Source organism: Embleya sp. NBC_00888 (assembly GCF_045207655.1).
In the GTDB taxonomy this organism is placed as follows: domain Bacteria; phylum Actinomycetota; class Actinomycetes; order Streptomycetales; family Streptomycetaceae; genus Embleya.
In genome coordinates this window covers 392,571-412,971 of record NZ_CP108785.1, presented here as the reverse complement: position 1 = coordinate 412,971, position 20,401 = coordinate 392,571, and the positions used below count along the sequence as shown (strand labels likewise).

20 protein-coding genes and 3 pseudogenes are annotated in these 20,401 nt (G+C 69.8%); 9 read left to right on the top strand and 14 right to left on the bottom strand.

What is annotated here, in order from left to right:
* Positions 1–81 precede the first annotated feature (81 nt).
* The 6 genes from OG948_RS35950 (at position 82) to OG948_RS35925 (ending at position 4,735) form a co-directional block, all read left to right on the top strand.
* The gene (locus OG948_RS35950) at positions 82–693 is read left to right on the top strand and encodes a DUF4328 domain-containing protein (protein ID WP_406300451.1); all 612 of its coding nucleotides are present in this window, start codon (positions 82–84) and stop codon (positions 691–693) included.
* 15 nt (positions 694–708) lie between these two features.
* The gene (locus OG948_RS35945) at positions 709–1,218 is read left to right on the top strand and encodes a hypothetical protein (protein ID WP_331769175.1); all 510 of its coding nucleotides are present in this window, start codon (positions 709–711) and stop codon (positions 1,216–1,218) included.
* Between the two features lie 163 nt (positions 1,219–1,381).
* A complete protein-coding gene (locus OG948_RS35940; protein ID WP_406300450.1) occupies positions 1,382–1,591 on the top strand; it encodes a hypothetical protein in 210 nt (69 codons plus the stop codon).
* A 40-nt stretch (positions 1,592–1,631) separates the two neighbouring features.
* On the top strand, positions 1,632–1,913 hold the full coding sequence (locus OG948_RS35935) for a hypothetical protein (protein WP_406300449.1): 282 nt from the start codon (positions 1,632–1,634) through the stop codon (positions 1,911–1,913).
* A gap of 156 nt (positions 1,914–2,069) precedes the next feature.
* Entirely contained in the window at positions 2,070–2,657 is a 588-nt protein-coding gene (locus OG948_RS35930; RefSeq protein ID WP_331769173.1) for a hypothetical protein, read from the top strand.
* Between the two features lie 437 nt (positions 2,658–3,094).
* A complete protein-coding gene (locus OG948_RS35925) occupies positions 3,095–4,735 on the top strand; it encodes a glycosyltransferase 87 family protein (RefSeq protein WP_331769172.1) in 1,641 nt (546 codons plus the stop codon).
* Positions 4,736–5,057: 322 nt separating this feature from the next.
* On the opposite strand, the gene OG948_RS35920 is transcribed toward OG948_RS35925, so the two are convergent.
* The 14 genes and pseudogenes from OG948_RS35920 to OG948_RS35855 all read right to left on the bottom strand — a co-directional run bounded on the left by OG948_RS35920 (position 5,058) and on the right by OG948_RS35855 (position 17,604).
* Positions 5,058–5,615: a hypothetical protein gene (locus OG948_RS35920; RefSeq protein ID WP_331769171.1), complete on the bottom strand. Its 558-nt coding sequence runs from the start codon at positions 5,613–5,615 to the stop codon at positions 5,058–5,060.
* A gap of 1,082 nt (positions 5,616–6,697) precedes the next feature.
* Entirely contained in the window at positions 6,698–6,940 is a 243-nt protein-coding gene (locus OG948_RS35915) for a PQQ-binding-like beta-propeller repeat protein (protein WP_331769170.1), read from the bottom strand.
* Positions 6,941–7,156: 216 nt separating this feature from the next.
* Positions 7,157–7,465: pseudogene (locus OG948_RS35910) on the bottom strand (hypothetical protein); the annotation flags it as partial.
* A gap of 591 nt (positions 7,466–8,056) precedes the next feature.
* Positions 8,057–8,143, bottom strand: coding sequence for a type II toxin-antitoxin system RelE/ParE family toxin (locus OG948_RS35905; RefSeq protein WP_406300871.1), 87 nt, complete (start codon positions 8,141–8,143; stop codon positions 8,057–8,059).
* 162 nt (positions 8,144–8,305) lie between these two features.
* Positions 8,306–8,533 (bottom strand): type II toxin-antitoxin system prevent-host-death family antitoxin, encoded by a 228-nt coding sequence (locus OG948_RS35900; RefSeq protein WP_406300870.1) that lies wholly within the window; start codon positions 8,531–8,533, stop codon positions 8,306–8,308.
* Positions 8,534–9,093: 560 nt separating this feature from the next.
* Positions 9,094–10,068 (bottom strand): sugar kinase, encoded by a 975-nt coding sequence (locus tag OG948_RS35895; RefSeq protein WP_331769168.1) that lies wholly within the window; start codon positions 10,066–10,068, stop codon positions 9,094–9,096.
* Positions 10,065–10,829 carry a creatininase family protein gene (locus OG948_RS35890; RefSeq protein ID WP_331769167.1) on the bottom strand — a complete coding sequence of 255 codons (765 nt, stop codon included), beginning with the start codon at positions 10,827–10,829 and terminating at the stop codon, positions 10,065–10,067. Before OG948_RS35890 ends, OG948_RS35895 begins: the two co-directional genes overlap by 4 nt.
* Positions 10,826–11,224, bottom strand: a complete 399-nt coding sequence (locus tag OG948_RS35885) for a RidA family protein (protein WP_331773403.1) — start codon at positions 11,222–11,224, stop codon at positions 10,826–10,828. The genes OG948_RS35890 and OG948_RS35885 overlap by 4 nt, the downstream gene beginning before the upstream one ends.
* A 27-nt stretch (positions 11,225–11,251) precedes the next feature.
* Positions 11,252–11,656, bottom strand: a pseudogene (locus OG948_RS35880) (hypothetical protein); the annotation flags it as partial.
* Positions 11,657–11,709: 53 nt separating this feature from the next.
* Positions 11,710–12,843 carry a mandelate racemase/muconate lactonizing enzyme family protein gene (locus OG948_RS35875; RefSeq protein ID WP_331769166.1) on the bottom strand — a complete coding sequence of 378 codons (1,134 nt, stop codon included), beginning with the start codon at positions 12,841–12,843 and terminating at the stop codon, positions 11,710–11,712.
* An 8-nt stretch (positions 12,844–12,851) separates the two neighbouring features.
* The gene (locus OG948_RS35870) at positions 12,852–13,526 is read right to left on the bottom strand and encodes an RraA family protein (protein ID WP_331769165.1); all 675 of its coding nucleotides are present in this window, start codon (positions 13,524–13,526) and stop codon (positions 12,852–12,854) included.
* A complete protein-coding gene (locus tag OG948_RS35865) occupies positions 13,523–14,341 on the bottom strand; it encodes an SDR family oxidoreductase (protein ID WP_331769164.1) in 819 nt (272 codons plus the stop codon). Before OG948_RS35865 ends, OG948_RS35870 begins: the two co-directional genes overlap by 4 nt.
* Positions 14,338–16,170, bottom strand: a complete 1,833-nt coding sequence (locus OG948_RS35860; RefSeq protein WP_406300448.1) for an ABC transporter permease subunit — start codon at positions 16,168–16,170, stop codon at positions 14,338–14,340. Before OG948_RS35860 ends, OG948_RS35865 begins: the two co-directional genes overlap by 4 nt.
* 204 nt (positions 16,171–16,374) lie before the next feature.
* On the bottom strand, positions 16,375–17,604 hold the full coding sequence (locus tag OG948_RS35855) for an extracellular solute-binding protein (RefSeq protein ID WP_331769162.1): 1,230 nt from the start codon (positions 17,602–17,604) through the stop codon (positions 16,375–16,377).
* Positions 17,605–17,813: 209 nt separating this feature from the next.
* Between OG948_RS35855 and OG948_RS35850 the strand changes: the two genes are divergently transcribed.
* The 3 genes and pseudogenes from OG948_RS35850 (at position 17,814) to OG948_RS35840 (ending at position 20,284) form a co-directional block, all read left to right on the top strand.
* Positions 17,814–18,548: a GntR family transcriptional regulator gene (locus OG948_RS35850; RefSeq protein ID WP_331769161.1), complete on the top strand. Its 735-nt coding sequence runs from the start codon at positions 17,814–17,816 to the stop codon at positions 18,546–18,548.
* 128 nt (positions 18,549–18,676) lie between these two features.
* A pseudogene (locus OG948_RS35845) lies at positions 18,677–18,808 on the top strand (IS5/IS1182 family transposase); the annotation flags it as partial.
* A 702-nt stretch (positions 18,809–19,510) separates the two neighbouring features.
* Positions 19,511–20,284 (top strand): phytanoyl-CoA dioxygenase family protein, encoded by a 774-nt coding sequence (locus OG948_RS35840; protein ID WP_331769160.1) that lies wholly within the window; start codon positions 19,511–19,513, stop codon positions 20,282–20,284.
* The last annotated feature ends 117 nt before the right edge of the window (positions 20,285–20,401 follow it).

Genomic DNA, 20,401 nt, shown 5'->3' with positions numbered 1-20,401 from the left:
TCCAACGGGGGAACCATGGACGGTTCACGAGAGGGCACGCCTGCGGGCGTGAGCCCTACCGGCGCGGAGCGGCCCAGGCCGATGGCCGGCATGGCCGCCGTCGCGACGACACTGATCCTGTTGGTGCTCGTGCGCGAGGTATTGGTTTGTGTACACAACTGGCGCGAGTATTTCGTCGTTCACGACTACCTGGCCGGGACGGCGACGGACGAGGACGTGGAGGCCGTCGATTCCGAGGCAATCACGACGATGGGATCATTGCCGCTGACACTCCTGGCGATCGCGGCGCCCGGAGCGGCGTTCCTCGCGTGGCTGTGGCGGGCGCGGGTCAATTCCGAGTTGATGGGCGGTGCCGACGGACACCGCCGCTCCCGCAACTGGGTGGTGGGTTCCTGGATCTCCCCGGTGATCAATCTGTGGTACCCGCGCCGGATCGTGTCGGACATCTGGCGGACCAGCGCCCCTCGGCGGCCGGTTTCCGTCGCCCTGATCAACGCCTGGTGGGCGTCATTCGTGCTCGTCGGCCTCGTCAGGCCGCTCCAATGGCGAACGGCCTCGGACTGGGACAGCGAGCACGACGTGTTGGTCAACGCGAACCTGAGTGCCCTCCTCACGGGGTCCCTCCTGGTGGCCGGAGCGTTGATCATCCTCATCATCAGGCGAATCACCACCTGGCAGACCCCAACACCTTGAGCGGAAGACGAGCCCATGACCGGCATGGACGACGCGCTCTGGAACGATCGTGTGAGCCCGGCGGACTACGCGTCCGCGAAGGACAGATACCAGGGGGCGATCCTGGAGCAGTACAAGCTGTGCGTCGAGATGGCCGACCGGGTCAGCTCCCGGCGCAATCTCACCAACACCTTCTTTCTGACGCTCAACACCGCGGCCGTCGCCGCCCTCGTCGCCGGGGCCGGGGGGAACCGGCTCCACACCTCCGTGTGGGTGCTGATGGCGGGGCTGACGATCCTGCTGACGCAGTGCCTGACCTGGTTCGTGATGATGCGCTCCTACCGTCAACTCAACAGCGCCAAATACGCGGTGATCGGCGCACTGGAGCGCAGACTCCCCGCGTTCGCGTACTCGGACGCGGAGTGGGACGCCCTGGGCCGGGGCCGTGACTGGCGCCGATACGTGCCGCTGACCCGCGTGGAACAGTGGGTTCCGCTCATATTCGGCGCCGCCTACGTCGTGGGCTTCCTCGCCGCCGCGCTCTGAGCGCCCACACGGGGCGCCGTCCATCCCGCCCCGGACCCAGTGGGACACTGGCCGCCCGGCGTGAACAGGCAGACGGGCGGGGTGTGATGCGTACGGTCGCAGTAACCTGCCACATGATCTGGCCGAGGGCACGGAAGCCCTCCTGAAAGACGCGCTGCGAGGGGTGTTCGGCGAACTGACCGAAGACTCGCACGGTTTGCTCGGGGTGTCCTGTATTGCCCCAGGAGCCGACTCGCTGTTCGCCGAGGCCGTCCTGGCCTCGGGCGGCGAACTCGCCGTGGTCCTGCACTTCCACGACTACCGGAGATCCCTGCACGGTGCGGAACACCGGGCACGGTTCGACCGACCCGCTGGTGTCGGTGTGCGGTGGTAGGCAGGGGTCTTTCGCCCGGCGACAGCCGTGGGAGGCGACCGTGACGCCCGAGGATCTCATGTTCGAATACGGGCGGGTGCAAGCACGTGGAGTCGAGGTGTACGAGGGGACCGCGCTCGATGTGCGTGTGGTGACGGCGGGGGTGTCGAGGCGCGTCAGGGACGGGTTTCTCCTCGGGCAGGTGCCCTGGGGCGGGTTCTCCCACGCGTACGGTTCGGGCGAGGACGTTCTCGGCTACCTGGAGCGGATGCGTTCCGTGGACGCGGCCGCGGCGCGGGGGCGTGCTCGTCGTTGGGCGGCTCCGTCTGTCATCGGGGCATGACGGGTTCGGTGGCGCCGTTGACGGTGCCGTTCCTGTTGCGGATCGCCGCGGACCCGGCCGTGCACGAGCGGGTGGATGCGCTCGTGCTGGTTGCCGCGGTGGCGTGTCGCAACCACTGGGGCGACGGGTCGCGCGCCGCGTTGTTGCGGGTCGCCGATGCCGACGACGACGTGCGCTTCGACGTGGGCGGTTGTCGTGCGGGCGGCGCGGGACGCGATCGCGGCGGACGCGCACGTCCCGATCGCCCTCCTGGACGACCCGGACCCGGCCGTGCGAGAGGAGGCGGCGTGCGTCCTGGCGGCGTCGTCCCATCGCGCATGGGAGATCTCCGCCGCCCTGCACGAACGGTTCCGCGTCGAGGAGATTCCCCGCCTCCGCGCCGGCCTGGTCCTGGCGATCGCGCAACTGGCGAGGGAACACCGCCACGAGGACGCCACCGGCTTCACCCGCGCGTGCTGGTCCGACCCCGCACGCCCACCCGAGGTCAGGGTCGCCGCCGCGCTGGGATGGCTGTGCCTGGTCGACGACCCGGCACCCGAGGACCTGCGTGCCGTCCTGGACGAGCTGGTCACGGACGAACTCGGCCTCCTGATGGCCCAGGTGCCCTGGCTGCAACAGGTCGATCCCTACTTCGGCGCCGGACTGGCGCACACCCTGAACCAGATGTTCGACCCAGTCCAGCGCCCTGCGTTCCCCGATTCGTGGGGAGGCCCCAAGGGGTTCGCCGACGACCCGCCCTTTTGAGACCCCGGGGTCCCGTTTCCCGCCGGCCTGTCGTCGTCGTCGCCGTCGCCGCGAACGGTGGGCCTCACGTTCCCCCGAAGCCGGCCGAGGGCGTACGACTCGAGCATCGGGGTCCCCCGGATTCGGGCGGGGCGGGCGATGATGGACCCCTGGAAGTGACCAGGCGTGACGTCGGGGGCGTGGCGACGCTGCTCGCCAATGCCCTGTCCCCGGCGGGCTGTTCGGCGATCCGACTTCTCACCCCGCGTGGGCGGTGGGATGCGGTGGCAGAATTCGGTGTCATGAATGGTGACGGGGTGGATGCGCCGGGTGTTGTCGGTGCGGGCCGGTCGCGGTCGACGCGGGTTCTCGCGTTATCCGGGGCGGTCTTGTGTTTCGTGGTGGCGGCGGCGTGGTCGTTGTGGTCGGCGTGGCATCTGCCCTCGTGGGATCGGCAGATGGACCTGCACGTGTACATCGGTGCGGTGCGTGCGGTGGACAACGGCGTGCCGCTGTACGAGTACGTGGCGGAGAACGGTGATCCGTTCACGTATCCGCCGTTCGCGCTCGTGGCGTTGTGGCCGCTGGGGTGGGTGTCGGAGCCGGTCGCGCGCGTGGTGTGGCTTGCCGCCGTCTTGGTCGCGGTGGTCTCGATCGCGGCCGCGCTCACCGCGCGGCGGGGGATCGTGGGGTGGCGGCGCCGGGTCGCGTTGACGCTCGTGGCGGCCGCGGTCCTGTTGGTGTCGGCGCCGGTTCAGAGCAATCTGCGGTTCGGTCAGGTCAGCGTGTTCCTGGTGGTGTTGGCGTTCGTGGACGCGCTCGATCTGACGCCGCGTCCGGTGCGCGGGGTGCTGATCGGGGTGGCGTCGGCGATCAAGCTGACGCCGTTGCTGTTCGTGCCCTATCTGTGGGTCACCGGTCGGCGCCGTGACGCGGTGCGCGCGGGCGCGTCGTTCGCGGCGTGTACGGGTCTGGCCCACGCGCTGTGGCCGGCCGCGTCGACGACGTTTTGGACCGACGCGATCTTCAGCACCTCGCGGATCGGGAACCTGGCCGCGAACGGCAACCAGTCCCTCAACGGCGCGCTGATACGCGTCGGGGTGGTGCCCCCCGAACGCGCCGCGGCGTGGCTGGTCCTGTCCGCGCTGGTGTGCGTGGTGGCGTTGGTCGGTGCGCGTCAATGCCACAGGGAGGGCCACACGGCGCGGGGCGTGGTCGTGGTGGGTTGCGCGACGGTGGTGGCCTCGCCCGTGTCGTGGACGCACCACCAGGTGTGGCTGGTCCTGGCGGGCCTGCTGTTGGTGGCGGGTCCGCGCCGGGCTCGCATGGCGTGGGGTGTCGTACTGCTGGTGGCCATGACGTTCAGTGTGGGCGGATGGCTTCCGGCCGGGTTCGCCCGCGAGAACGTGCGGCTGCTCGCGGCGCTCGCGGTGTGTACGTGGGGTCTCGCACCGCTTCGGGACCGGGCTCCGGCGACGGTGGGGCTGCTGCCGGGTGTGCGATTGGTGGTTCGCCCGCGCACGGCCATGGCCTACGCGGGTGTCGTCGCGGTGGCCGCCGGCGCGGTGATGCTCCTCGTGCGGGAGTCGCCCGTCGCCGTGCGGTTCGAGACGCCCGACCATCGCGACGAGGCATTGTGGGGGCCACCCACGAACGGGTGCATCGGCTACGCGCCGGTGCCGCGAGCGGACGGCACGATCGGTTACGCGTGTCGCGGCCTCGAGTTCACGGCGAACGGTCAACAACTCAACTTCGGTTGGGGCCGTACGCAGGCCGGTCGGGGCGGGATGGTGACGGTCCAAGGCCAGGTCGGCCCCCAGGTGGCGCGCCTGGTCTTCGTCCCCGTCGAGGGAACAAGGGCCTTCGACGTCCCACTCCTGCCCCAAGGCCCCGACAGCGGACCACCGCGCGCCCCCCAGCACAAGCTCCCCGACGTACCCCTCGGCACGACCGTGTCCGGACCGATCGAGGACCGTCGCTCTCCAGGCGCCCGAGGATTCTCCATAGCCGCCACCAACACCGACCACGCCCTGCTCCTTGCCTACGGACGGGACGGAAAACGGGTCGGAGACGGGGGCGCCAAACTTCGCACCGGTTGAGGCGGTCGGTGAACCCACTGTGTGGGTCCCGGCTCTCGGGGTCCGCGCGACGCACGATCGGCGCACCTCACGAATCGAAGGCCTCCGCCGGGAAGACTCCGGAGGACAGGGTGCGACTGCAGATCTCCACGCCGGGGCGCGTGCCCGCGCAACCGCCACCACATCGACCCACGGACGACCGGACCACAAGGGCCCGATCCGCCCTCCCACCCCGACGACCCACCGCCGCGCCGCGGTTCGGCCCGTGCCGGTCACCGTGTCAGGGTGTGATGCCGAACACCGATCCACTCGCCCGCCGGCGGATCGACCTGAGCCCGCGCGCTCAGGAAAAGCTGCGCCATTCGTCGCCGGGGATGTGGCTCTGCGACGCGTCCGAGCATCGAGGTGCCCATTCCCGGGCGACGAGTACCGGCCGGGTCAGGACACGGTCCCCGGCGCGTTGGACACGCATCACGACACCGATTTCGGGCGCGCACAGGTTCGCCTCCAGGGAGAACCCCGGTTCGAGGGCCTGTGCGGTGAGATGGTCGAACAACGCGTCCTCCAGGACGGACGGCACCCGGCCCACCAGCGGGATCCCGGCCAGGTCCACTTGCGGACCGTTCCGCGCGTCGATCGCGATCGCGGCCAGGCCGATCGCCCGGTCGTAGTACAGGTGCACCGCCGCCCCCGCACCGTAGCGGGTGGGCCACATGTCGGCCCGCGACACCCACCCGGTGCCGTCTCCCCGCGATCCGATGGTCTTCAGGACCCCGTCGACAGCGGCCGCCGCCCGGTCGTGGGTCATGCCGAATCTCAGTGGGCCCACGTGCTCGAACGGTGTGAACGACCACACCGCGCGCTGCGACTCCTCGACCACGTCCCACACGCCCGCTCCCACACCGAACCTCCGCCGCTCGTTTGACGATCCCGCGACGTGTGGTCGATGCGCACCCGCCCTCGGGGAGGCTACGGGCACGGGGCGACAACCCGACTCGGCACGCGAGTTCGACCACGCCACCGCGAGGCCCGCGCCCGTACCGGCCGCCGCGGTCCGCAGTCGTCGCGCGGCACCCGGCCCGGGTATCGCCCACCGCCGTGGCTCGACGGGCCCGGCCGCGGGTGTTCAGTCGGAGTTTCGGGCGGTGACACGGACACTCCGTCGCACGTCGTGCTTCAGCGTTTCGCGGACGGCGCGGATACCCAAATGCGTCGACGCTGGCGGGAGGATGTTGGCGAAAGATGCGCGGACCCGGCGGGCTCGGTCCGTCGCGAGTCGTTGTCCGAGCTCGGGGTCACTCTCGCGGTCGGCTGTCCACAGGACGGCGGCCAGGGCTCGCACCCAGTCCTCGGGGTGGGCGGCCAACACGGCCAGGTGCGGCCGTGAGAGTTCGGCGGGCAACCGGACCAGGGCGTGGACCGCCCCGGATAGCTGTGGCCGGCACGCCGCCCGGGCCGAAGGACCCGGGGGTCCACGATGGTGATGCGGCCGTCGGATTGCATCATGGGCAGCCGGCCGTTGTCGAGGACGACGGCGGCGTGCGGGAACGAGCCGCCGTATTGCGGGCCCGGTGTCATGAGCCGGCCCAGCAACTCCCGGGCTCCGCCGGTCGGATGCGGTTCTTCGGGGAGTGGCCCGTCCCGGTCGATGTGGGGCACGTCGTGCCGTCTCGGTAGTGCTTTCCCGGAGGCCGCAACCGGCTCAGGTCCGAACCCGACGCCCGCTCCCGGTCCGTAGGTCGTGCAGCCGTGCGGTCGCGCGGGCTATTGGGCTTCTTCTCGGGCATGCTCGTCGTCATCACGAGCGAAGGTTGCGGTCGTCCGACGTCCGAGCTCGTCGGAAACGCCACCAAGGCGACGACGCTTGTTTCCACGGAAGTGCGCGTAGTGCTGGGGTAAGTGCGTCCTGTGGCACATCGGAGCCGGCGCGGTGCGCGCGACGAACGTGGGAATCCGCCGAGACGGCCACGCCACTGTTCACTCCTACTCGGAGGAGGAGCGTCGGATGCCGGTGTCCACCGCGTAGATGGATTGGTCGTAGCCTCTGGAAAACACCACTCCGTCCACGGTCACGATCGAGGTGATCTCGGAGCCGGTCTTGCACGACCACGGTTTTCTGCCGGTGGCCGCGTCCAGCGCGTACACGTTCTTGTCCGAACCACCGGCGTACACCACCCCGTCCACCACCGCAGGCTGCCCGTCAACTGCGGTGCTGGCAGTCCCCACACCGTGGGGTCCCGGAGCAGTTGGGCCAGTCGCGTCACTCCGGCGGCGACCGGCGGCAGGGGTTCCAGCCGGGTGTACGCGTGCACGCCGACCAGCACCGCCCGGCTCGCCGTCGGATCGGGAACCGTCACCGCCGGCCCTATGCCGGCGGGGTGGCGTCGGGTGTTGCCAGGGCTTGGGCGATCTGGGCGACGGCCTCCGGTGTCCGCTCTCGATGATCGCTCGGACGCCGTCGCGTTCAACGATCAGACATGTGGTGTCGCGGAGCCGGCGCGGCAGCGAGGCGCGGAAGGCCAGGTGCGCGTAGACGAGCGAGGCTGCGGAGAATCCCGACGACGTGGCGAGCGCGATCCAGGCAACCAGGTCCCCGGACATTCCGCCGCCGGCCGACGAGCGGATCTTGCGGATGTCGGCGTGCGCGCCGACGGCGCGCTCCTCGGCCAACCAGTCCGCAAACTCCCCGGTCAACTCGGCCGCCCTCGCATCCTCGGCATCGGTGCACTCCACCTTGACGCGAAAGTCCATCGCCCCCATTTCCCATACTCGTGCCCGCAGGACGCGCGCCGGCTCGGGAATCGGTTCCTCACGGAGTCCGGGCGGGAATCCACGTCGGCGTTTGGCTGCCACCGTAGGGCTGTAGCGTGCTCCCTCGCAGGGTTTCCGCCGGACGAGAACCACGCGTGATCGTCGCGCGTCACACGTGGTCACTCGCGCCGTCGTGCTCCACGACGACCGACGCAGCGCGGCCGCGCTGGTGACCGCCGCACGACCGCTCGCGGCGCAGTGCGCCGGTTGAAGGCTCTCGAAGCCGACAGGTTTCGCGGGCCTTCGCGCGTTCTGTTCGCAGTCCACGCGCTCGACGCTGCGGGTCCGAGGCCTCTGGATCCGTCAGGCGCGGCTGGCACGGTGCCGGCGTCGACTTCGGGCTCGCCTCGATGATGACGACGAGGAACGGGACGAATGGGTGGGCGAGTGCGCGAGGGCTTTCGCCGCGCACATCCGGGAGCCGGTCACGATGACGGGGGCGGGGCGAAGGGGTCCGCGGGTTCGACGAACGGCGCCGGGCCCCGAGGCTCGCGCCACCGGTGCCGGCACCCGGTGGTCGACGGCGGTTGTTCAGCCGAGGCGGCCGACATGGATGACGACGATGGTCAACGTGGTGTCGGTGATCTCGTACATCACCCGATACCGGCCCACCTGCATGCGCCGCAGGTCTGGGGATCCGTACTCGAAGGGTGCCCTTGGGGCGGGGCTCGTCGGCCAGCAGGTCGACGGCGTCCATGAGTTGACGCGGGCCGTCGGCGTCGTCCTTGAGGAAGCGGGCGGCCGTGTCGATGGCGGCCTCGTCCCAGACGATCGCGTACCTCAACCGCGGTCCAGCCCGAGCCGGGCGCGCACCTCGTCGTGCGGGGCACCCGTCGTCGCCTGCTCGGCCTGGCGGGCGCGGTACTGGGCGAGGGCGAGTTCGTCCTCGAGGTCGGCGAGTTCCTGGGGGTTGATGAGCACGGCGGCGGCCTGGCCGGCCGGGCCGGTCGGCCGTCCTCGCGGGTGGGAAAGCGGGTCGCGCGATGGGCAGTCCGCCGGATCCTCCATCACGACGCTCTCGTCGTCGGGGTCGCAGCCCCGGCCTCGTCGGCGGCACGGTGTCGATCGGTGTTCTCGGGTGCCCCCGCTCGCGGTACGGGGGTGGGACGGCGGGGGTGAAGTTGGCGAAGGGTTCCGCGGCGGCGATCGGGCCGCCAGGGCAGGGGCGGTGGCCGCGTCCGGGTGGGTGGCGAGTGCGTGGCGGGCGGCGGTGACGGCCGCGCGCAGCTCTTCGTGGCGGGTGGTGGGCATGCGGGGGGCGCCGGACCACCGCGGACGTTCGGCTCCTACCCGGCGGCGGCATGCGGAAGCGGACGTTCCGCAGGTGCCTGCCCCGGAGGCCGGCCCGGCTGTGTTCGCCGCATGCCCGGCCCGACGGTAGGGCGGCACGCCCCGGGCAATCCCCGTCGAGGAGCCGGCCATCCGGGTCGGCGGGACGGAGAGGATCGTCGTGGGCGACAGTGCACGTGGGGGCACCGCCGGCAATGCCGGGATCCCACACGGGCCGAGGGCTCGTGCGGGATCCCGTCGATGCATCTGAGGCCGTTTCGGGCATGGTCCGGTGTCGGTCAGCGGAGGGCTTGACCCGGGAGTGCGGTTGCGGTTGCGTGCAGGATCTCTGCCATCGGTGTGCCCTCGTAGTCGCCGATGGTTTGGACGGCGAGTGCTCCGAGCGCGCAGGCGGTGTGGAGGGAGGCTTCGATGCTGTGACTTTGGAGCCAGCCGGAGAGGTATCCCACGGTGAAGGCGTCGCCTGCGCCGATGGGGTCGACGGGCACGGCGGGGAGTGCCGGTTGAGTCCAGGAGTTCTTGCCGTTGGTGGCCCAGGCGCCGCGAGCGGAGCGTTTGAGAACCACGGTGTGGGCGCCGCGGTCCAGGAACCAGCCTGCTGCCTTGTGGGGGTCGGTGTGTCCGGTGATGAGTTCCGCCTCGTCGTCGCCGGCGAGGACGATGTCGGCTTTGGCCGAGAGGGTCCGCAGGATGGGGACGGACTTGTCCGGGGGTGCGAGGCGGAGCCGGATGTTCGGGTCGAAGGAGACGGTGCGGCGGGCGCTTTTGGCGGCATCGACTGCGGCGTGGACCGCGGCGTGGGCTGTTTCGGACAGCAGTGGGGTGATGCCGGTGATGTGCAGGCCGGCGAAGTCCGCGATGTAGTCGGGGGTGATGTGCGTTGCCGCGAGATGGCTGCCGGCGCTGTGGCGTCGCTGGTACACGACTTCGGTTGGTCGTGTGCCGTGGCAGTCTCGGATCAGGATGCCGGTGGCGGCTTCCTGGTCGCGGGTGACGAGGGTGGTGTCGACGCCCTCGCCGCGGAGGGCGTGGTGGATGGCGTCGCCGAGTGCGTCGTTGCCGAGTCGGCCGATCCATCCGGTTCGGTGGCCGAGGCGGGCCAGTCCGATGGCGACGTTGCTTTCGGCGCCGGCGACGGACCTGCGGTAGTGGGTGGCGTCGCGTAGGGGGCTTCCGGGTTCGGCGATGAACAGGGTCATGGCTTCGCCGAGGGTGACGATGTCGCGGGTCGGCGGGGGTGCGCTCTGGGTCATGTGGCGTCCTGAGCGAGAGTGCGGACGAGGGCGTCGAGTTGCTCGGCGATGGCGGTCAGGGCGCGCTCGCCTTTGTCGGGTGTGGCGGTGGTGGGGTCGCCGAACACGCCGGTGGACGCGATGTCTTCCGAGCGGCGGTAGAAGGCGGCGCGGGCACCGCGGAGCATGTCGCCGTGGTCGAACGCGTTGAGGGGGGCGTTTCGGCGGGCCGGGGCCAGGTCCATGTGGACGAAGTCGGGGGCGGCGACGAGCATCATGGAGGTCTCGAGTTCGCAGGCGTGGCCGGTGCCGCCGGGGCCGCTCTCGCTGATGTCGAGGAGTTCGGGGGCGGCGAGGCGCCACCAGGAGGTGTTGGCGATGCGGATGTGCGGGAACCGCGCCCCGAGGCGTTCGAGGGCGACTTGGGCGATGCCTTGGTTGCCGCCGTGGGCGTTGAGGATGACGATGTTGTCGAAGTCTTGGTCTGCGACTGCGCCGACGACGTCTTCGAGGTAGCCGAGCAGGGTGGTGTGGCGCAGGGAGAGCGTGCCGGCGAATCCGTTGTGGTGGTCCGAGCAGCCGATGGCGGCGGTGGGCAGGATCAGCACGGCGTCGCCGACGCGCCGGTCGAGGTCGGCGGCGATGTGGTCGGCCAGGATGCGGTCGGTGGCCAGCGGCAGGTGGGGGCCGTGCTGTTCGGTGGCTGCGATCGGGACGATCACCGGTGTGTGCCGTGGGCGGGCGTCCAGGGTGTGGGTGCTGAGCCGGTCCCAGAAGGTCATGGGAGTACCGCCCACATTTCGAGTTCGACGCGGAGCGTCAGGAGCAGGTCGGCGCCCACCGCGGTGCGGACCGGCAGCGGTTGGGGCATGACTTCGGCGTAGGCGTCGTTGAACGCGGGCCAGTCGGACAGGTCCCGCAGGTAGACGTTGACCTTGAAGACGTCGGCGAAGTCGGCGCCGGCGTGTCGGAGTTGACGGCGGCAGTTGTCGAGTGTGGCGTGGGTCTGTTCGCGGATGCCTCCGGGCGTCACGCTGCCGTCGGGGGTGATCGCGCCTTGGCCGGAGATGACGACGAGTTTGCCCGGCGTGACTTCGATGACCGGGGAGTACGGGCCTGCGGTGGTGTGCTGGCCGGCGTCGGGTGGGACGCGCAGGGCCCGAGGAGCGGCGGTCATGGGCGGGCCGGCGGCGTCGGTGACGGTGTTGGGGAGGTATCCGATGAACCCGGTGATCAGCCAGCGTCCTTGGTGCTTGCGGCACAGGTAGAGGGTCTGCCAGTTCAGGCGCATCGGACTGTCGTCGATGCGGGTGAGCCGGCCGTCGAACTTCTTGTGGACGACGGCGCGGTCGCCGGTGATGTCGATGTCGCGGACGAACGTGGCGCGGTAGAGGTCTTCGCGCAGGTTGCAGGCGTGGGAGGCGAGCTCGCGGTGCTGTTGGAGCCATGCGTCGCGGTAGTCGGCGAGGGTGGGGTACGCGAGTTTCCAGGTGTCCGGGTTGTCGCTGCCGCGGGCGTCGGTGCCGTGGAACGCGTCGGTGTCGAAGTCGTGGGCCACGGCGTTCCAGTCGCACGCGGTGAACGCGTCGATGTCGCGGCGGACGAGCATGTCCCACAGTTGCCGGCGGTCGGGGTCGCCGGGGAAGGGGTTGGATTCGGGGTTCACGCGAGGTACTCCTTGCGGGTGGTGCGGTGTTCGGCGACGGCGTCGTGGTCGAGGTCGACGCCGAGCCCGATGCCGTCCGGGAGCAGCGCGTAGGGGGGTTGGAGTTCCAGGGGCTCGGCCAGCAGGTCGTGGGATCGGATATTGCGTCCGAAGATGTCGCTCGGCCAGGTGCAGGATGCGGCGGCGGCGCAGGAGTGCAGGTAGGCGGCTTCGAGGATGCCGAGGTCGATTTCCGAGCCGTGGAAGGTGGGGAGCCCGGCGATCGCTGCGACGTGGTCCATGCGTTGGAAGTCGGCGAGGCCGGCGTTGATGTTGAACGCGTCGACTTCGTGATTTTGGACGGCGGTGACGATGTCCTCGATGCGGTTGCCCAGGATCGGGTAGGGCAGGGCGATGTGGCGGACGACCGGTACGCGGCTCGCGGTGCGCAGGGCGGCGTACTCGTGGCGCATCCAGTGCGGCAGCGGGTCCTCGAGGCAGAGCACGTTGCCGATGTCGGCGAGGCGGTCGGCGATGCGCCGGGCGTGGTGCAACTGTTCGAAGCGTTCGTTGGGGTCGAGGACGACCTGCATGCCGGGTGCGGCGTCGGCGATGGTGGTGCACCAGGCGACGACGTCGTCGTCGAGGTCGCACTTGAGCTTGAGGCAGGTGTAGCCCAGGGCGTGGTACCAGCGGGCGACGTCGCCGATTTCGTCGGGCGTGCGTTGGCCGCTCCACGCGCCGACGGGCACGCGGCTGCGGACGGGGCCTCCGAGCAGGTCGACGACGCGCAGTTGGTGGGCGCGGGCGTAGGCGTCCCAGATGGCGACCTCGAAGCCGTCGTACTCGCGGAGCTTGGCGAACGGGAGGGCTTGGCGGTTGAGCCGGCGCAGGTCGCGGCCGAGGAGTTCGGTGGCGATCGCTTCGACGGTGGGCCAGTCGTGTCCGCGGTAGAACTCGCCGAGCCCGATGGTGCCGTCGTCGCATTCGAGTTCCAGGACGGCTTTGGGGACCTCGTCGAACTGGATGGACCAGGCGCTGCTGCCCAGGTGGGGAAGCTTGTGCAGGGGCTTGTCGAGACCCGGGGTCTCGATCGCGCCGTGGTGGGCGCGGACGATGACTTCGTGGACGGTGATGCGTCGGATGCGCACGGGGGCTCCTAGAGGACGCCGTATTCGGCGAATGCGGCGGTGCTGGTCATGCCGTCCTCGATGGCGCGGCGGACGGTGTTCTCGGTGCGGGCCTTGGCCAGTGCCTGTGTGACGACGTCGGCTTCGAGGTCCTGGGGGACGACGACGATGCCGTCCACGTCGCCGACGATGAGGTCGCCGGGGTTGACCCAGACGTGGCCGATCTGGATCGGGACGCGGTAGTCGATGACCTGGGTGCGTACTGCCGAGTCCTGGCCGTAGCTGCCTCGGGAGAAGACCGGCCAGCGCTGTTCGAGGACCTTGGGGGTGTCGCGGTGGTACCCGTCGATGACGGCGCCGACGGCGCCCCGGGTGCGGGCGGTGGCGGTGAGGATCTCCCCCCAGTAGGCGCAGTTGCGCGAGCCTCCGCCGCACAGGTAGATGTCGCCGGGTTCGAGTTGGTCCAGCGCTTCGGTCAGGAGACCGAACGGGCGCTGCTGTGGGCCGTGGACGTCGGCCATCAGTGCCGGCATGGCGCGTCCGACGAGGACGGCTCCGGGGGTCAGGGCTCGTATGGGCGCGGGCAGGAACTGGTGATAGCGGCCGAGGGTGTCCAGGACGTCGCCGATCACGGGGGTGTACAGCTCGCGGCGGACGGTGTCGAGCAGGTGGTCGCGTGGGTTGCCGTCGACGGCCGAGGTCACTGGAGGTCCTCCTGGATGTCGTGGTTGTACAGGCGGGCGGTGAGTCCGGCGTCGACGGTCAGGGTCTGGCCGGTGATGCAGCGGGCGGCGTCGGAGATCAGGAACGCGGCCGCGCGGCCGCAGTCGATCGGTTCGATCAGCCGTGTCAGGGGCTGTTCGACGGTGGTGTGGCGTTGGATCCACGCATCGGGGTCGCGGGTGAAGGTCGCCATGAGCGCGGTGTTCTGTTCCGCGTGCACGTAGCCCGGCGCGATCGCGTTGCAGCGGATCCCGGCGCGGCCCAGGTCGACGGCCATGCCGCGGGTGAGGCCCTCGACGGCGGCTTTGGCCGCGGCGTACAGCGCGTAGCGGCGCATCGTGGCGGTGGCATGCACCGAGGACACGTTCACGATGGCTCCGCCGAGGCCGGCGGCGAGGCGCCGGCGGACGAACTCCCTGCTGATCTGCCAGAGTGCGCGCACGTCGAGGCCGAAGACGTGTTCGAAGTCGGCGTCGGTGGCTTCGTGGGCGGGTTTGCTCAGTCCGACGCCGGCGTTGTTGACCAGGGCGTCGGCGCCGCCGGCGCGGGCGGTGGCGTCGAACAGGAGTCGGATGCCGGCGGCGGTGCGAAGGTCGCAGGCGACGCCGACGGTCCCGGGATAGCGCCGCACGACCGTGTCGACGGCGGCCGGTGTCAGGTCGGTGACGACGAGCCGTGCTCCGGCCTCGTGCAGCGCGGCGCAGACTCCGGAGCCGACGCCGTGGCCGCCGGCGCCGGTGACCAGCACCGTGTGGCCGTGCAAGGGCTGTCTGGGGTCGTAGTCGGGGAGGGTCATTTCACGCTTCCTGCGGTCAGGCCGCCGACCAGATGCCGCTCGATGAGGGCGAACAGGACGACGACCGGGGCGATGGCGATGAGCGCCGCGACGAACAGGTACTGGTACTCGGTCTTGTACAGCCCGACGAACTGCTGGACGCCGACGGTGAGGGTGGCGCGGTTGCGGGTGGGGTCGTTGAACAGTGTCAGCGCGACCACGAACTCGTTCCAGACCTGGATGAAGGTGAAGATCGTGGCGGTGACCACGCCGGGGCGGGCGAGCGGGAGCACCACCCGCACGAGGGTGCGGAACCTGCCGAGCCCGTCCAACATCGCGGCCTCCTCGACCTCTTTGGGGATGCTCGCGAAGAACCCGTGCAGGATCCAGATGGAGAAGGCGAGGTTGAACGCCGCGTTGACCGCAATGATCGCCCAGTAGCTGTTGATCGCGCCGGCGTCCGGGGAGATGCCCTTCAGCGTGTCGTCGACCAGCACGAACTGCCGGTACAGCCCCACCAGCAGGGCCACGGGCGCGAACATCTGGGTGGCGAGGATCAGGTTGAGGAACACGCGTTTGCCGCGGAAGTCGATGCGCGCGGTGCAGTAGGCGGCCGGCACCGACACCAGCAGTACCAACGCGGTGGACGCCAGCGCGATGACCAGGCTCGCCGTCAGGTAGGAGGCCAGAGGGATCTTGTCCCACACGTCGGCGAAGTTGTGCCACTGCCACGAGGTGGGCAGGTAGCCGGCCGGGCTGGAGAACAGGTCCTGGTCGGATTTGAGCGCCGCCAGCAGCATCGCCGTGTAGGGGGCGAGGAAGAACCCCGCCACGACGAGTCCGGCCGCGGACAACGCGGGAGCTCGGACCGGCCGCCACAGGGCCCGCACCCGGGCGCGCCCGCGCTGCGGCCGGGTCGAGCGCCGCCGGGCGCGCAGCCGGGTCGGGCGCCGCGGAGGGCGGGGCAACGCGGGCAGGTGCGCGGCGACCGCGGCCGCCAGCCGACGCAGTCGACCCGGGGGAGGCGCGGCGATGCCGTCGTCCGTTTGGTTCCGCCGGGTGTACCAGACCACCAGGGCGAGCAGCACCAGCACGTTGAGCACCGCGAGCGCGGCCGCCTCCCCCGGGTCGAGCCGGTAGGTGAAGGCGAGCTTGTACATGAACGTCACCGTGGTGTCGGTGTCGTTACCGGGGATCTTGCCGGTGATCAGCCAAATGATCGGGAACGAGTTGAACACGTAGATGGTGTTGAGGACCAGGGCCACCCGCAACGACGGCCGCAGCAGCGGCAGAGTGATGCTGCGATAGGTCTTCCACGGCCCGGCTCCGTCGATCTGGGCGGCTTCGTAGACCTCGGCCGGGATGGTCTGCAGCCCGGCGAGCACCACGTAGGTGGTGAAGGGGATGGACACCACGATGCCGACGAAAACCAGGCACCAGAACGCGGTGTCGGGGTCTTTGTACCAGTCGACGGGCCCGCCGATGAACCCGAGGTCCATCAGCAGCCGGTTGAGGAGCCCGTAGTCGCGTTCGAACAGATAGCGCCAGATGGTCGCGGTCATCACCAGGGAACTCGCCCACGGCACGATCAGCGACCACCGGACCAGGCGGCGGCCGACGAACCGCTTGTCGAGGAACTGGGCCAGGGCGAGGGACACCAGCACGGTGGTGCCGACGACGACCACGACCCAGGTCACGGTGTTGCGCACCACGCCGGGAAGCGCCGGCTCGTCGAGCAGGGTGCGGTAGTTGCCCAGGCCCGCGAATCCGTGGCTCAGGCCGATGCGGTCGACGTCGACCGCCGAGGTGCGGAACATCTCCACCGCCGGATAGGCGATGACCGCGGCCATGAGCACCACGGCGGGGGCGATCCACGGCAGGGCACCGGCACGCCGCCTGGGGCGCCGTGCCGTGGCGCCGCCGCGGGAGCGATGCGGGCGGGAGGGGGCACGCGGGGGTGGTGATTCGATCACGAAATGCCATCCAGGATCTGGGGAGGGGTGGTGCGAGGGCCGCCCGGGCGCCGCCGACCGGCGGGCGCCCGGGCGGCGTCCTCACCCTCGTTCGGCGGTCTTCTGGAGGCTGTCGAGGACGGCCTTGGGGTCGGCGCCCGGCTCCATGGCCGTGCCCAACTCGCTCTGGACGGCCTTCATCACCGCGTTCCACGCCGGGTCGGTCAGCGGGTAGAACCGTGCCGTCGGCATGAGCGCGATGCCGGGGCCGGCAACCGGATCGCCCGCCATCTCGGCGCTGGCCGACCCGGTGACCGGCAGGAACCCTTCGTCGCGCACGAACTTCAGGTAGTTGCCCTTGTCATACGCGAACGTCAGGAACGACTTCACCGCCGCCTGGTTGTTCCTCTTCTTGAAGGCGAGCAGGTAGTCCTGGACGCCGAGCGTGGACGGCGTTCCGCCCGCGTTCACCGGGAACGGCGCCGAGGCCCAGTTGACCTTGGAGTCCTTCATGACGCTGCTCTGGAAAGTCCCCAGCGGCATGATCGCGGCCATCGCCACGTTGCCCTGGGCGAACTGGCTCCACACCGCGTCCGTCCGGTTGGCCTTGCCGGGGTTCTCCTCGGTCAGCTTCGCCGAGGACAGCCCGCGCAGGAACTTCAGCGTCTCGACGTTCTTGGGGCTGTTGATGGACCACTTGCCGCCGGTCTTCCAGTCCCCGCCGTTGCCCCACATCCACAGCGAGAACTCGGCCTGCGCCTCCTCGCTTCCCAAAGGCAGGCCGTATCCGGTGTACCCGGCCTGCTTGGCCTTCTCCGCGACCGTCCGCAGTTCGTCCCACGTTTTCGGCGGCTCGGCGACGCCCAGCTTCGCGAGTGCGTCCTTGTTGTAGCCGAGCGACCGCACACTGGCGATCCACGGGATGCCGTAGGGCTTGCCGTCCAGCGAGGCGTTCTGTGTGAACGTCGTCTGGAAGTCGGAGCGCAGCTGCGGGTCGGTCACTTCGTCGAGGTTGTACAGCAGCCCGGCCTTCGCGTACTCGCTGAAGGCGTTGTAGTTCAGCACGTCCGGGAACGACTTCGTCTGGATCATGGTCGGCACCTGCTGGAGGATCGTGTTCCAGTCCAGGACCTGCAGGTCGACCTTGACCTTGGGGTTCGCCGCCTCGAACCGCTGCACCACGTCCTTCCAGTACGAGGCGCTCTGCGGGCTGTACTGGGCCATCACGACCTTGATCCGCGTGGCGCCGTCGCTGCCCGACGAGCCACCGCACGCGGCCAGCGGGACCAGCAGGACAGCCGCACCCAGCGCGGCCGTCATTCTCTTCAACATGGGGACTCCCGATTATCGATTATCGAGTAACGGGAGTATGTGGCTGCCGCTTGTCCGGGTCAACCCTCGCTCCGGAACATGCCTCTGAAGTGGGGAAACGTGCTCACCACCCAGCAGGCCGCCCAACTGTGGAGTCCCGGTGCGGTAGTATCCAATCGATTGACTATCCATGTCCGCAGGGAACGCGGACCGTGCACCGGGGGCAAAACATGGCCGCTGACCAGGCCTTCTCCTCTCCCGAAGAGGGCAGGCGCATCGGGAGAGCCGTCGACGCGGGAACCCGCGAGGAGATCGGACGATCGTTGCTGTGGCAGCGGGTCCACGCGGCCCTGCGCGACGCGATCCTCGCCGGCCGCCTCAAGGCCGGCGAACGCATCGTGGAACTGGAGACCGCCCGCGACCTCAACGTCAGCCAGTCCACGGTCCGCGAGGCCCTCAAGCAGCTCGCCCACGACGGCCTGGTCCTACAGCTGCCCCGCCGAGGCAGCTTCGTCGCCAGCATCGACCAGGACGAAGCCCGGCACGCCTACCGCCTGCGCGCCACGCTCGAACGCTTTGCCGCCGCCGAGTTCTGCCTCTTCGCGCCCGAATCCGCCATCGACACCCTCGAAAACGACCTGTCGGCCATGCGCCGTGCCGCCTCGGCCAACGACACGGCAGGCTTCGTGGAGGCCGACATCGCCTTCCACCGCCACGTCTGGGAAGCAACGGGGAACCCCCTGCTCCCGCGCATGTGGGCGATCGTGGAGAGCAGCATGCGGTCCCTGACCGTCATCTCCAACCGCGCCTACTTCCGGTCGCTCGACGACGTCATGCGCACCCACGAACCCCTGCTCGGAGCGCTTCGCCACCGCGATGCCGCAGCCGCCCCGGAACTCTTCGCCCACCACGTGATGACGGTGTGGGAGGAGATCGACAAGGCCGCCCGCAAGTCCGACGGCTGACCGGGCGGCCACCTCACGACCGGGCGCGATGTTCCGCAGCGAAGGCTCACTGCTCACCATCATGGGCAGCGACCGGGACATGTGGCGGAACACGGACCGGTACGGCGCCATCTACCGGGACGACGCACGTGACCTGGGCGAAAGAGCACCTGAACCCGACGATCAAGACCGTCAGTCGGCCGAAGGACCCCATCGGGTTCGCCGTCCTGCCCCGTCGTCGGGTGGTCGAGAGGTCCCTTGCCTGCGCACGTACGACAAGGGCGGGCGGATCGTCGACAGGGGAGCCGAATTCAGCGGTACGGGCATCGTCACCTGCCCACACGAGCCGCAGACGACGCCGGATCATGCAGTCGGCGTTCGACCGGCTTGTCCGCGCCGGTACTCCGCCGTCATGAGCGGCCACATCGACCGCGCCACGAACGGCCGGCAGCCCGGCCAGCCCCATCGACCCGACCGATGTGGCGTCCTCGCTCACCACCAGTGGTGCCGTCCAGGCGTTCTTCGGAGACACTCTTACCCCCGCCGAGACCGCGGAAGTGAAACAGCCCGCCACCACTGCGCGGCGATGCGGAGGGCGGCCTCACCGACGACCAGGCACACGGCGGAATGCGGCAACTCCTCCTCGCGGGAGTTGAATCCTCCGCCGACGTGATTGCGTGAGCCTGCCTGATGCCCGCCCAGCACCCCCGCATGCAATGCGAGGTGGCCGCCGAGACCCATAAGGTACTTCGCGGGCGCGCCGTCACCCGGGAGGACCTGCCGCACCCGCAGGCGACCAAGCGCCTCATCAGCGAAACGCGAAGGTAGCGAGCGGAGCCATACCCCTGACCGCAGGATCGACGATGGTCCTCTCGTCGGTCGCGGCCAGGTCGATGTCATCGCGGGTGGACGACGTGCATGTGCAGAATTTACGGCGGAGGAACGACAACGCCAAGCCCGTGGCACTGCCCTAGCTTCCAAGCATGACCATGAACGCCCAATCCACGCTCAAGGAAACGTTCCACACCGACGGATTCGCGCGCATCGGGCCGCTGCTGTCCTCGCGCGAGGTCGCGGCCTACCGTGCCATCTACGACCGCTTTCTGAACGGCGAGATCGACTGCGGTGACAAGCGCTCCGACTTGGGCGCCGACAGTGCCCGTCAGGGCGGGGCGAAGGAGAACATCACGCAGATCATGTGGCCCTCCGCACTGCACCCCCAGCTACTGGACATGCCTCTGCACGCCAGGGCCCTGGAAGTGGCATGGGATCTGATCGGCAACGACGTGATCCTGGACTTCGACATGCTCATCGACAAGGCCCCGCATACCGGCACACCGACGCCCTGGCACCAGGACGCCGCCTACTGGGTCGACCTGCCCGACACCCGCGCGATCTCCATCTGGGTGGCCCTGGACGAGTCCACGCTGGGTAACGGCTGCATGTGGTACGTCCAGGGCTCCCACCGGACGCCTCTCCGCCCCCACTGGGCTGCCGGTGGCGGCGGGGCGATCCAATGCCAGTGCTCCGAGGACGAGCCCGGTGCGACACCGGTCGCCCTGAAGGCCGGGGAGGCCGCAGCCCACGGCGGCGGTACGCTGCACTACTCCCGTGGCAACACCACCGGCCGGCACCGGCGCGCGTATGTCCTCAACTACCGTCCCGCCGCAATGATCCAACTCGAACGAGAAAACGGCATGGACCACGGGCTCAACAACAACGAACGCGCCGTGCGCAACACCGGCGCGACGACCTGACCAGGCCGCGTGCCACGCGGCACGCGGCCGACCAAACTTCCTGTCGTTGTCGTCCTCGTTCCGACTGGCACCCCTGCGAGTGCCGAAGAGTCGTCCATCCTGCTCAAGGGGCATTCC

Excerpts from the sequence above, each read along its gene's own strand:
- OG948_RS35930 (WP_331769173.1), top strand. The coding sequence starts at position 2,070 with ATGCCGACGACGACGTGCGCTTCGACGTGGGCGGTTGTCGTGCGGGCG.
- OG948_RS35885 (WP_331773403.1), bottom strand. The coding sequence starts at position 11,224 with ATGACCGCCGCTCCTCGGGCCCTGCGCGTCCCACCCGACGCCGGCCAG.
- OG948_RS35905 (WP_406300871.1), bottom strand. The coding sequence starts at position 8,143 with ATGCAGGTGGGCCGGTATCGGGTGATGTACGAGATCACCGACACCACG.
- OG948_RS35945 (WP_331769175.1), top strand. The coding sequence starts at position 709 with ATGACCGGCATGGACGACGCGCTCTGGAACGATCGTGTGAGCCCGGCG.
- OG948_RS35895 (WP_331769168.1), bottom strand. The coding sequence starts at position 10,068 with ATGACCCAGAGCGCACCCCCGCCGACCCGCGACATCGTCACCCTCGGC.
- OG948_RS35890 (WP_331769167.1), bottom strand. The coding sequence starts at position 10,829 with ATGACCTTCTGGGACCGGCTCAGCACCCACACCCTGGACGCCCGCCCA.
- OG948_RS35925 (WP_331769172.1), top strand. The coding sequence starts at position 3,095 with ATGGACCTGCACGTGTACATCGGTGCGGTGCGTGCGGTGGACAACGGC.
- OG948_RS35860 (WP_406300448.1), bottom strand. The coding sequence starts at position 16,170 with ATGGCCGCGGTCATCGCCTATCCGGCGGTGGAGATGTTCCGCACCTCG.
- OG948_RS35900 (WP_406300870.1), bottom strand. The coding sequence starts at position 8,533 with ATGGAGGATCCGGCGGACTGCCCATCGCGCGACCCGCTTTCCCACCCG.
- OG948_RS35855 (WP_331769162.1), bottom strand. The coding sequence starts at position 17,604 with ATGTTGAAGAGAATGACGGCCGCGCTGGGTGCGGCTGTCCTGCTGGTC.
- OG948_RS35840 (WP_331769160.1), top strand. The coding sequence starts at position 19,511 with ATGACCATGAACGCCCAATCCACGCTCAAGGAAACGTTCCACACCGAC.
- OG948_RS35950 (WP_406300451.1), top strand. The coding sequence starts at position 82 with ATGGCCGGCATGGCCGCCGTCGCGACGACACTGATCCTGTTGGTGCTC.
- OG948_RS35850 (WP_331769161.1), top strand. The coding sequence starts at position 17,814 with ATGGCCGCTGACCAGGCCTTCTCCTCTCCCGAAGAGGGCAGGCGCATC.
- OG948_RS35865 (WP_331769164.1), bottom strand. The coding sequence starts at position 14,341 with ATGACCCTCCCCGACTACGACCCCAGACAGCCCTTGCACGGCCACACG.